General features: G+C 40.9%; 11 protein-coding genes and 1 pseudogene. 7 read left to right on the top strand and 5 right to left on the bottom strand.

The genetic code is table 11. The features are described 5' to 3' along the window. Positions 1-23: 23 nt before the first annotated feature. Positions 24-1,553, bottom strand: a complete 1,530-nt coding sequence (locus ACQCVE_RS16760) for a PIN domain-containing protein (RefSeq protein ID WP_426846627.1) — start codon at positions 1,551-1,553, stop codon at positions 24-26. A gap of 391 nt (positions 1,554-1,944) precedes the next feature. Between ACQCVE_RS16760 and rpsI the strand changes: the two are divergent. Beyond that, positions 1,945-2,010: pseudogene (gene rpsI, locus ACQCVE_RS16765) on the top strand (30S ribosomal protein S9); the annotation flags it as partial. A gap of 375 nt (positions 2,011-2,385) precedes the next feature. On the opposite strand, the gene ACQCVE_RS16770 reads toward rpsI, so the two are convergent. Next, the gene (locus ACQCVE_RS16770; RefSeq protein ID WP_426863440.1) at positions 2,386-3,018 is read right to left on the bottom strand and encodes a type 1 glutamine amidotransferase family protein; all 633 of its coding nucleotides are present in this window, start codon (positions 3,016-3,018) and stop codon (positions 2,386-2,388) included. 75 nt (positions 3,019-3,093) lie between these two features. Further along, positions 3,094-4,056 (bottom strand): helix-turn-helix transcriptional regulator, encoded by a 963-nt coding sequence (locus tag ACQCVE_RS16775; protein ID WP_426863446.1) that lies wholly within the window; start codon positions 4,054-4,056, stop codon positions 3,094-3,096. Positions 4,057-4,528: 472 nt separating this feature from the next. On the opposite strand from ACQCVE_RS16775, the gene ACQCVE_RS16780 reads away from it, so the two are divergent. From ACQCVE_RS16780 to ACQCVE_RS16800, 5 genes are all read left to right on the top strand, one after another. Next, positions 4,529-5,158 (top strand): class I SAM-dependent methyltransferase, encoded by a 630-nt coding sequence (locus tag ACQCVE_RS16780; protein WP_426863441.1) that lies wholly within the window; start codon positions 4,529-4,531, stop codon positions 5,156-5,158. Positions 5,159-5,209: 51 nt separating this feature from the next. Beyond that, entirely contained in the window at positions 5,210-5,986 is a 777-nt protein-coding gene (locus ACQCVE_RS16785; RefSeq protein WP_426863442.1) for a putative hydro-lyase, read from the top strand. Positions 5,987-6,068: 82 nt separating this feature from the next. Beyond that, positions 6,069-6,512, top strand: coding sequence for a DUF2521 family protein (locus ACQCVE_RS16790; protein ID WP_426863443.1), 444 nt, complete (start codon positions 6,069-6,071; stop codon positions 6,510-6,512). A 61-nt stretch (positions 6,513-6,573) separates the two neighbouring features. Then, the gene (gene cwlD, locus ACQCVE_RS16795) at positions 6,574-7,290 is read left to right on the top strand and encodes an N-acetylmuramoyl-L-alanine amidase CwlD (RefSeq protein WP_426863444.1); all 717 of its coding nucleotides are present in this window, start codon (positions 6,574-6,576) and stop codon (positions 7,288-7,290) included. Positions 7,291-7,719: 429 nt separating this feature from the next. After that, a complete protein-coding gene (locus ACQCVE_RS16800; protein WP_426863447.1) occupies positions 7,720-8,484 on the top strand; it encodes an Mrp/NBP35 family ATP-binding protein in 765 nt (254 codons plus the stop codon). Between the two features lie 41 nt (positions 8,485-8,525). Here ACQCVE_RS16800 and gerD read toward each other — a convergent pair whose 3' ends face one another. Next, positions 8,526-9,167: a spore germination lipoprotein GerD gene (gene gerD, locus ACQCVE_RS16805; RefSeq protein WP_426846615.1), complete on the bottom strand. Its 642-nt coding sequence runs from the start codon at positions 9,165-9,167 to the stop codon at positions 8,526-8,528. 141 nt (positions 9,168-9,308) lie between these two features. Between gerD and ACQCVE_RS16810 the strand changes: the two genes are divergently transcribed. Beyond that, the gene (locus tag ACQCVE_RS16810; protein ID WP_426846613.1) at positions 9,309-9,935 is read left to right on the top strand and encodes a KinB-signaling pathway activation protein; all 627 of its coding nucleotides are present in this window, start codon (positions 9,309-9,311) and stop codon (positions 9,933-9,935) included. 81 nt (positions 9,936-10,016) lie between these two features. Here ACQCVE_RS16810 and pdaB read toward each other — a convergent pair whose 3' ends face one another. Next, the gene (gene pdaB / locus ACQCVE_RS16815) at positions 10,017-10,781 is read right to left on the bottom strand and encodes a polysaccharide deacetylase family sporulation protein PdaB (RefSeq protein WP_426846611.1); all 765 of its coding nucleotides are present in this window, start codon (positions 10,779-10,781) and stop codon (positions 10,017-10,019) included. Positions 10,782-11,290 lie beyond the last annotated feature (509 nt).

Here is an 11,290-nt window from a genome sequence, read left to right on the forward strand (position 1 = left end):
ATCATTTTAATAGAACTATATGTTTAAACATCTATCTCTATACCAAGTCCATCAATTATCCTTTTTAATACTTTTGTATTCTCGACAATTCCCCTTATAATTTCATTTTTAACACATTCAATTTTTCCAATGACACTTGTAATCTCTATATCTATACTCTCATCTAACGCATCCCCTACATTACCATCTTCATCAAACTCCAGATATCCATAATTTAAAGTAATCCTACCATCTTCAATTTTCCGATTATTCATATAAAATTCAATGAAAATCAAATCTGTTCCCGCATCATTAGGATTTAAACCACCATTTATATCAATTCTAAATTGGGAACCATCAAAACCTTTAAACTCTGCTAAAGTATTATTCAATCCAAAAAAGTCTTGATATTTAATCATTTCATCAATTTGGATTTCATCACTGTTGTAACAAAACTTATGAACAAGTGAAAAGATTTCATTCACAAGATCAGCTTCATCTTTGCAACCTTCTGTATCAAATTCTAGTAAAAGCTTTTGACGATTGAAATTGGATATTAAATTCATTATTTCTTCGAAATGTCTATTACCTAACTCCTCATATAATGAGAAATAGAGTTCAGAATAGGTCTCATATTCACCTACAAGCTCTACCTTAAAATTTTCAAGATTATCTAACAAATCTTGAATTTCATTAAGCTCTCCTATTCTTTCTTCAAAATCTGCATTTAATGATGACAGACCTCCGGCTTCTCTCCTTATTTCTATTTCAAAGTCTTCACTCTCATGGATTTGTCTATCTTGTTCCCATTTTTCTTCTGCTTTTAATTCTTCAATCAGCCCAACGTGTTCTGTTTCGTCTTTAAAATCCACTAATAATGTTCTTGTAAATAATATTCTGTAATGAATTTGATCATGGATTTGTTTTGATCCTAGGCTTGAACTAATATCCTTATGTAATAGGTTATTATTATCCTCCGCAGAAAAATCTTTGGTATTTCGTGACAGGAAATATATTCTATCGTCATTATTAAAAGTCATTAAATCTTCGATGTTAATTAATGTTTCAATTATAATTGAGTCAGCTATTGAATCCTTGTCTTTTCCATAATGAAAAGGCCGTAACTTATGTATTCTACGTTGAGTAGCCTTAAAAACTATATTCTCTGTCTCATCTATTATAATTGTGTTTTGATGTTGGAATAGTTTGTTAAATAAATCCTTTGAGTCTTCCTTGTATCTCTTTTTATTTTTTTCAAATTCATCGTATAAATTATTTATTCCCATTCTAACTGGTTTAAGTTTTTCGTTGAATTGTTCTATCTCTTCAATTTTGTTTACCCAGTAAAGACTGTTAATATTACTTTTAATTCCATTGATTACTTTTTCGATTTTATCAATTTCATTTTCAAGGTGTCTAAATACTTCTGTTTTTACAATTTTAGGAACAATTAGTCGAATTTCGCCATAATTTAAAAAACTCATTAAATGATTATATGACTCAGGTTTATGGGATTGGTTTCTAGCTACAATCATATCAATATATATATTTGTATCAATCATCAAATACTTCATAAGTAGTCACTCCTTTTTTTATTGTAATTATAAAATTGGCATCAGTATTATTCATTCTAGAACAGGGAAAAGTAAAAGGAGGTTCAATCCACTAATTGGAAGTTTGAAATGGAGGAAGTGTAGTGGATAGAGCGTATGGTTAACGATCCTATACTCTACATAATAGCAAACACGGATCTAATAGAAACTATGTATTAATATTGGATGATATATTAGAGCTGAAAAATTTCCTTTATATAGCCTGCCAGCGTATTTTATTTCAGCTACCTTTTGAATACCCCTTGAATACCCTTTGCGAAAAATCAGTAACAACCCCGCAGGACATAAAATGGGGAAAACGTTGATTTAATACGGTTTATCAATTGTTAAATAATGGTAAATTAACTCACCTCTGAAAGAGCGTAAAAAATACGGACTTAAAGGCGCACGCCGTGCACCTCAGTTCTCAAAACGTTAATATACCTCGTATATCAATGTTTACCCTCTTTGCTCCAGTGGAGCGAGGAGGGTTTTTTCATGTCTGAAGATGGAAATGAATACCCCGAGCTAAAATCTCATATACTTCTCCGCTGTCTTTCCTTTCGCTTCTTTGATTCGATGTACGTTACATACTTACGACAACGGTAATGGCTGGGGAGATGTCAAGGTGATTCCAGGCTATATTTGAGTGACTCGCGTTGTACCATGACGAACCTGTGTTTTTATCCGTTAATACATATCCATTGATTGGCAGCGTCAGGAAAATGCAGATTTAAAACGATAAGGAAATTCCAAATTAAAAAGCCCGGCATCTCTTCAAATCTGAATAGAGAATTTGAGCTTTTCAGTACCTTCATTTACTTATTGAGTTCATTAACTGGAAGAAGTATTCAGGTTTATGTGTCTTATTTAGGCTATACCATGATTGTAATGCATCCGGTGTAAATACATCTATTTTTTTCAGTACCTCCATTGCAAATTCGAGGGGCGCTATTCCTGATGCAGTAACTAAATTTGCATCAGATACCGCAGAACCGAATTCAAAGAACTTTTCCCCTTTATAGTCGGGACATACCATTTTAGTGAATTCCAGATTGTTGCTTGTATGCTTTCTAGTATCTAAGTATCCCATATTCGCAAGGGCCTCAATTGCACCGCAAATTGCAGCAACAATTGTGCCAAGCTTTAAAGCTTCGCCAATTCTTTCTAAGACAGGCTTATGAATTTCTTCACTCCAAGTAGTCCCTCCTGGCAAGATTAAAAGATCTTTACTCTCAAGAGTGCATTCATCAAGTGAAAGATCTGGTTTTATGCTCAGTCCTCCCATAGTAGCAATCATTTCTTTATTAGCTCCTACTGTAATTACTTTTAAAGGTGCTAAATCTTTTTTGAAATATCTTCCTGAGTTTAGTTCAGCGATTAAATATCCATATTCCCAGTCCGACATTGTATTAAATACATATAGAAACGCTTTTTTTGTTTGCATCCAATAACACTCCGATCACAATTGATATAGCTTATTATAATAAAACTTCCCTGACAGTTAGCGTCAGGGAAGTTTTCATACTTGATGAAATTTTATTAATTCCGATAGAACTTCAATAATTCTTTTCTTAAGACTTATTGGCTCAATAACTTGGATAGATTTACCGTATGGTAAAAGTAAATAAGGGACATATTGATGGATTATATCTTTATCAAGAAGAAATACCGCTTGATTTGAAGTCCGTTCTTGTAAATAATGCCCTAAAAACCAATGTTGGCAAATATCATCCAACGTCCTTGTATTTCCATTCATAACTAAAGAAATGATTGCTTCCTTATCTTCTATAGCTGGAAGAAGGTTTTTCATGAAAAAGTCACGTGCTGAAAAATTTTCCGGCCGGTTAAATTTGATTTCGGTCAGCATCAGACTTTGAATTCGATCTACTCTAAAACTGCGGATTTCATTCCTAAGATGACAAAATCCAATCACATACCACTTATTATTCCAATAGATAATTCTATACGGATCGAATATTCTGTACGCTGATTTTTCTTCGGCATTTTTATTGTATTGAATCTTTACAGTATGTGCGTCAGCTACGGCTTTCTCCAACTCACTCAAGAAAGGATCCCTGGAAAGAGAATTTAATCGGCTTATAACCTCAAGACTGTTTAAATGATGGTTTATCTTCGTTTCCTGCTCCTGATTTGAATAATTCCTTAGCTTTGAAATAGCCCTGTTTAGAGCTTCACCACCATAATATCCGGCTTCTTCTGCAAAAACAGCAGCATGATAAAGTGAGATTTGCTCTTCATAATCAAAAAATAGAGGAGCTTCAATATAATTGTCTAATAAAGTGTATCCACCGTTATGTCCTGATTCTGAGATTATAGGTACGCCGCTTATTGAAAGTGTATCAATATATCGATACACAGTCCTTATATTCATTTCTAGCTTTTCTGAAATCTGTTTTGCTGTAATTTTTTCACCAGAACGAAGCATCCATAGAATAGCTAATGTATTGTCAATTTTAGGAATGTGACTCCACCTCTATATAAATTATTCTCCACCCTATTTAAAAATTTTCAGGATATAAAATGAGACCCCAGTCACATATGTAAGTTCACGAAATTGATTTCCATTCATATAAACCGTCATCCCGTGTGTACTATTTCCTGAGCTCCCTAAAAACCTTAGTTCTGCACTTTAGTGGTGCTGGTTACTAAAATACATCTCCTCTAGTGATTAAGTCAATAATCAAATCCATTCCAACTCAATCGATTTCTCATCACATTCATACTGGAGAGGCTGCTTCCGTCTGTCGGTGAATAGCAAATTGCAATAGATCACTTATGTGTTTCCTGAATGTTAGGCATTCGTCAGTCCGCGCAATTCACTTCAGAGAGACTTCAACATTTCCTGAAAACATATAGATGAATGAAAGCGGGTATTGAACCCCGTATTCAACGGAGACCGGACGATAAGGGGCTGAAAAAAAGGGGGATTGGGCATGGATCGCAATCACCAAATAAAGCTGTTCAACAAACAAGCTAAAGCTTACAGCAAGAGGCTGAAGAAAAATACGAGAGATCATAAGCTGCGGGAAAGGCTCTTCGAGTTTGTTCACGGAAATGTATTGGAGGTATCCGTCGGAGCGGGAGCGAATTTTAGGTATTACCATAACGCTTCCGGGATAACGGCTTGTGATTTCAGCCCGGCCATGATTGAGAAAGCAAGGGCGGAAGCTTTAAAGCAAGGTCTCGAAGTGGAGTTGATTACAGGAAATGCAGAAGAGCTCGTTTTTGAAGAGAGGGCCTATGATACCGTCGTTTCTACATTATCGCTATGCGCCTATCCTAACCCTGAAAAGGTTTTGCAGCGTTTAGCGCATTGGTGTAAGGATGAGGGGCAAGTCCTTCTTTTTGAGCACGGGATCAGTAAAAATAAGATGTGCGCGCGTCTGCAGCAAATGGCGGATAGTTGGCTGGAGAAAAGAACGGGCTGCCATATCGATAGAGATATTATCGGGCTGATTGAGGAAAGCCCTCTTGAAACGGTAAGGATTGAGAGTTATATGCTGGGCTCTCTTCATCTTGTTTGGGCGAAACCGGGAGAAGAGATCTGCGGAAGGACGGAGTGAACTGTTGAGAAACGTCCTTTGATTCGTTACATTGAGTAGGAGGTGATAAGCATGGGAGGAACACTTGAAGAGCTTCGCAAAGCGATCAGGGAAAACAGATGGACACGCTCCACCGCCGGTCTTGCAGATGGGTATGTACAAACGAACCTGGTTGTTTTAAAAAGGCAGCTGGCCTTTGATTTTTTGCTGTTCTGCCAGAGAAATGAAAAAGCCTGCCCTGTTTTGGATGTGACGGATGCCGGCTCCTTTATTCCGGAATTAACGGCACCTGGAGCGGATTTGAGAACCGATTTGCCAAAATACAGAGTGTATGAAAGGGGAATTCTCGTATCCGAACCAGATTCGATTACAGACCTGTGGGAGGATGATTTCGTTGCTTTTCTGCTTGGCTGCAGCTTCACATTTGAAAGAGCGCTTCTTGCTCACGGGATCCCGGTACGGCATATTGAAGAGGGGGTAAACGTGCCGATGTTCCATACAAATCTTCCATGCCGGCAAAGCGGCCTATTTAAGGGAACGATGGTTGTCAGCATGCGTCCGATTCCTGCAAACCAAGCCGCAGCTGCTGTGCAGATTACAGCGAGATCGCCTAAATCACATGGTGCTCCTGTTCATATAGGGAACCCGGAGCAGATTGGCATTCTTGATGTGAATAATCCTGATTTCGGGGACAGGGTCACGATTAAAGCAGATGAAATTCCTGTATTCTGGGCGTGCGGCGTCACCCCCCAGGCAGCTGCCATCGCATCAAAGCCCGATTTCATGATTACCCATGCTCCCGGCCATATGTTCATTACAGATTTAAAAGATACTGACCTTGAACTTTGACCCGCCTGAGGCGGGTTTTTTATTGCGCTCAATGAATGCCGGCGCCTTGTAAGCAGATACTACCTGTAAAGGGGGCCGCATGATGAGCAACATGGTTTTTCTTAAAGATAAAAGACGGGAAAAGCAGATGAAGTATGAACGGAGCATGCTGAAAGAGGTGTCGGTGAAGGAATTAAAAAAAGGGATCCACATCCACTTTGCCACCTTCTTTCATTATGGATTGTTATCGAAATGGAGCATTGAAGAAGGGTGTGCCGATTTTGCAATCGAATCCTTTTTACTTGGAGCCAAGTACAGCAAATTTGGTTTCAGAGGAGAATCCATGACCTGTGTCCAAAACCGGTCCGGCAAAGAAGAAAAAAGGCTGACAGCTGATTTTTATGACTACATCATCAGCTGGGGCTGTCCAAACGAGAGTGTCATCTGCCATGAATCTCTTTACATAGCCTCGGAGTGCTTTATGCAGCATTGGTGGAAAGAGGGGTTTTTAAGAGGGCAGAAGCGGTATAAATTACGCCTTCATTAATCATAATCCCTGACCCTGTCCCATATAGTGAAGTAGGAAAGGGCGGCGGGGAGGAAGAGGCGTGAAAAAAATTAAGCTGAGGTGGATCGCTTTTGCAGCGGGATTTATTGTATTGCTGCTGCTGTTTCAATTTCAATTTGCAAACGATGATTCCTGGGAGTCCTGGAATTTGCCATTAGCCGGTAAAGTCATTTACCTGGATCCGGGTCACGGCGGACCGGATGGAGGGGCTGTCGGCACAAAACTTCTGGAAAAAGACGTGACCCTCGAAATTGCCAAACGAACCAGGGATTATCTGCAGGAGCAGGGAGCCCTTGTTCTTTTAACGAGAGAAACGGATATCGATCTGTCTTCCATCGGCACAAAAGGATATAGCAGGAAAAAGGCGGAGGATCTCCGCAACCGGGTGGAAATGATCAATTCATCTTCAGCTGATATGTATTTAAGTCTGCACTTAAATGCTTTGCCGCAAAGACAATGGCGAGGCGCACAAACCTTCTATGACGGCAAGTTCGAAGAAAACGCCAGAATGGCAAAATTTATTCAGGATGAACTGAGGAGCAATCTTGAAAACACCGATCGAAAAGCAAAGACGATCCATGGCATCTATTTAGTGAAATACACAAATAAACCCGGTGCCCTCGTGGAAGTCGGGTTCTTATCAAATGGAGAAGAGGAGAAGCTCTTTTCTGACCCTGACTATTTAGATAAAGTGGCCGGATCGGTATATAAAGGGATATTAAGATATTATACGGATAAAACGGAGCCTCCTGAGTAAAGGAGGTTCTTTTTCCGCTAGGGAAGCAGGGCGGACGGCAGGCTGAGGATGCGTCGATGCAGATCAGGAATCCAGTCCAAATTTACTGGATATGTTATACTGTTGTAAACGAATTCAAAGAGGGTGAAGCACATGTTGCAGGAAGAAAAATTGAGACAGATAGCAGAACAAATCCAAGAGCCTTTTTTACATATACCGCTGAAAGATGTAAATGGGATTAAAGAAGTGAAGGTGAAGGCGGAAAAAAACCATGTCAGTCTGAAAGTCGCCATTGCCAAGCTTAATACTCCTGAGCAAATGAAGCTCCAGCAGGAACTTGTCGCCAGACTGAAGGAGGCTGGAGCGGAAACTGTCGGCTTGCGTTTTGAAGAGCTGCCGCAGGAAGTTGTCGCATCTCTCCAGCCAAAGCAGGAGTCTTCAGCAGGTCTCATGTCTGGAGGAAAAGAACCAACGTATATCGCGATAGCCAGCGGAAAAGGCGGCGTAGGCAAATCCACGGTATCAGTTAACCTTGCAGTGGCACTTGCCCGAATGGGGAAAAAGGTCGGGCTTATTGATGCCGATATATACGGCTTCAGCGTGCCTGATATGATGGGGATTACCAATCGGCCGGTCCTTCGGGGAGATTCCATCATTCCGGTAGAACGGTTTGGAGTAAAAGTTATTTCAATGGGTTTTTTTGTAGAAGATAATGCACCGGTTATTTGGAGAGGCCCGATGCTCGGCAAGATGCTGAACAACTTCTTCCAGGAGGTTGAGTGGGGAGATTTGGATTATCTGCTTCTTGACTTGCCTCCTGGAACAGGGGATGTAGCGCTTGACGTTCACTCGATGCTTCCGGCCTGCAAAGAAATCATCGTATCCACTCCGCATCCGACTGCAGCATTTGTTGCAGCCCGTGCAGGTGCGATGGCATTGCGCACAGACCATGAAGTCATTGGAGTAGTAGAAAATATGGCGTATTTTGAGAGTCAGACAACCGGGGAGAAGGAATATGTATTCGGCAAAGGTGGAGGCGATAAGCTTGCAGAAGAATTGCAGGTGCCGATTCTTGGACGGATTCCTCTCCGCCAGCCGGATTGGAATGAAAAGGACTTCTCTCCTTCGGTTTATGCACAAGATCATCCGACTGGGAAAATTTACGAAACAATGGCAGAAAAGGTGGCCAGCCTGGTGCCGACAAGTATTAGCTAATGAAAAAAACGCCCGATCACTGATTGGGCGTTTTTTCTGATTTACTGACCTCCAGAGCCGCCGGATTCTCCTCCACCCCCAGATGATCCGCCCTGCTCCTGGCCGCCGCCGCTTGAGCCGCCGCCTTGCTGCTGCTGTCCCATTTCCTGCGCTGCCTTCAAAAGAGCGTCCTGCATTTTTGTTTTATAAAGCGGGCTTGATAGGGTTTCAGTAATGACTTCCTGAATGTACTTCCTTGATTCCTGGCTTTGGATTACGGTCCCAATTTGTTTTTCCATTTCGGGATTTTGAAGGATTTCAATCATCATCTTTTGATAGTCTGGATCTGCCATCAATTGCTTGATTACCTTTTCATGTTCCTTCTGCAGGCTCATGGCGAAGGCCTCTGAAAATTGAGGGTCTTCAAAGATCTTTGTCCAAAATTTTGCGCCTTCTTTGGATGTAAGGGTTTTTTTGATCGTTTCTGATACCATCTTCTGGTCCATGACGAGAGCCTGTTTCATTTCTTCATCTTTTAAAACTTCCTGCAGAGCGGTTTTGCCTTCATCTGTTTTTAATATATCGACAACCATTTTTTTCGTCTTTTCATAATCCATTTCACTTGCGCCCTCCGCTTTAGGAGCACAGCCATTCAAACCGATAGCAAGCGCACTAATCGTGAGGAGCAGGATAAATTGTTTCATGATTAAAGGGCTCCTTTCACAAGTTCCTATCCTTAATATGGGGCACAGGCTTTTTTTTATGACTGAAAAAAATTCCCTGTATAGCAATTTTAAAGGAGGCTTGATAAAATCAAAGCAGAGAAATGGGATGGGGGAGCGTTAATGAAAAGCAGGGACTGGGTACGTTTTTTCTTTTCCGGCTTGCTCGTGGGAGCGGCTGCAGCTATAGCATCCGGCATGATCATTAATTGGGAGCAGCAGTCTGGTCTGCTTGCATCAGGGCAAATAGATGAAGTCCTCGCTTCCTTAGTATGGTTTGTCGGAGTGGGAATGATGTTCAGTATAATCAGCCAGATGGGCTTCTTTGCATATTTGACGCTGCATCGCTTTGGAATGGGAATCTTTGGGTCACTTTGGAATCCGGTTCAGATGGTTTTAATTGTGTTTGTTCTATTTGATTTAATTTATTTCCGTTATCAGGCATTCGGAGAATCAGGACCGGTTCTTCCATATATTTGGCCGGCTGCCGGATTCTTTTTTGTAAGCCTTATCATCGCTTATATTAAGCAAAAAGATACAAATAAAGGAGCTTTTATTCCCGCGCTGTTTTTTATTTTCGTCGGAACAGCTGTTGAATGGTTCCCTGCCCTTAGGGAAAATGATCAAAACTGGCTGTACTTTATGCTTATATCCTTACTGTGCTGCAATGCTTTTCAGCTGATTATGCTTCCGCGCTTCAGCGGGTCTGCTGCCAGGAAGACGGAGCGGCGGAAAACCGCGGAGGGCTGAAAGCTGTGCAATACTGCTGTTTCGTATCGGAATGCGGTCCAATAAAAAGCCCCAGCCTGAGCAGCTGAGGAAAGGATAAAGCTAGTTCACTTCTTTGGACCGGGATTCTGTATTGGCTACGAGCTCATTGACGGTTACATTTCGGTAGCCTTTCTCTGTTACATTTTTAAGAATTTTAGGGATAGCATCTTTCGTTTGCTTAGCAGAATCAGAAGCGTGCAGCAAAATGATGTCGCCTCCGCCGAGGTTGCCCGTAACATTTTCTACAATTTTACTCACCCCGGGATTAGTCCAGTCGTTCGAATCGATGCTGTAGTGGACAACGGACAGTCCGTAAGCAGAAGCAATATCTAATACTTGCTTATTGAAGTGTCCAGTCGGAGGACGCAGGTATTGAATCTTTTTTACATTCAGCTGATCGAACGTTTTTTGTGCAAGCATCAAATCTCTCCTGATTTCTTCAGGCTTTAGATTCGTATAGTTTTTATAAGAGTAGCCCATACTTCCGATCTGATGCCCATCCTTAACCATGCGTTTTACAATGCCCGGGTGGCGCTCAGCCCAGGAAGCGGAAATAAAGAATGTAGCGTTCGTTACATGGTTTCTTTTCAGTGTATCCAGAATGGGCAGGGCTTTTTCATCACCCCAGCTGATATCAAAAGTCAGCGCAATCTTTTTGCTGCCGGCTTCTCCTTTGTAAATGGCCTTTGGTCCGGTGACAGAGGAAAATACGGGGTATTGAACAACATTTTCTACATATAAAATTCCGGCGGTAAATAGAGCGGCTATCGCTATTATAAAGACTTGCTTAATTTTTTTTGCCCGGAAGACGTAAATTCGATTCATGCCAGCAGGCCTCCTTGTCCAGTATCAGTCTTGTCTTATAGATATGCGAAGGACAGGAATTCCATGAATCAAATCAGATTTTCGGATAAGGTTTATATGAATGAATACAGCCATCTGAACATACAGGAAAGTGAAAAGGACTGTGTAGGTTCTGGACGCCCATTGAAAGCGGGAGTACGGAGATCCCCCAAGGGGAAAATAGGCACCCCATTTTAAGAAGGGCACGAAAATTTAAAAGAGTATTGACGCTGATATTTCAGCGTGGTATATTTATTTGCGTCGCTGTAAACAACTAAATGTGTTTAAAAAAACATTTAAAGAATTTGTTGACTGCGATGGAACATCATGTTATATTATTAAAGCCGCTAAACGAGGCGGTGCAAAAAATGATCTTTGAAAACTAAACAAATCGAAGTGCCAACGTTAATTCTAAAGTTTTAAACAAGAGCTAGTCAAACTACTTTTTGGAGAGTTTGATCCTGGCTCAGGACGAACGCTGGCGGCGTGCC

Origin of the sequence: Metabacillus sp. 113a, from assembly GCF_050107635.1 — a bacterium.
GTDB lineage: Bacteria > Bacillota > Bacilli > Bacillales > Bacillaceae > Metabacillus_B.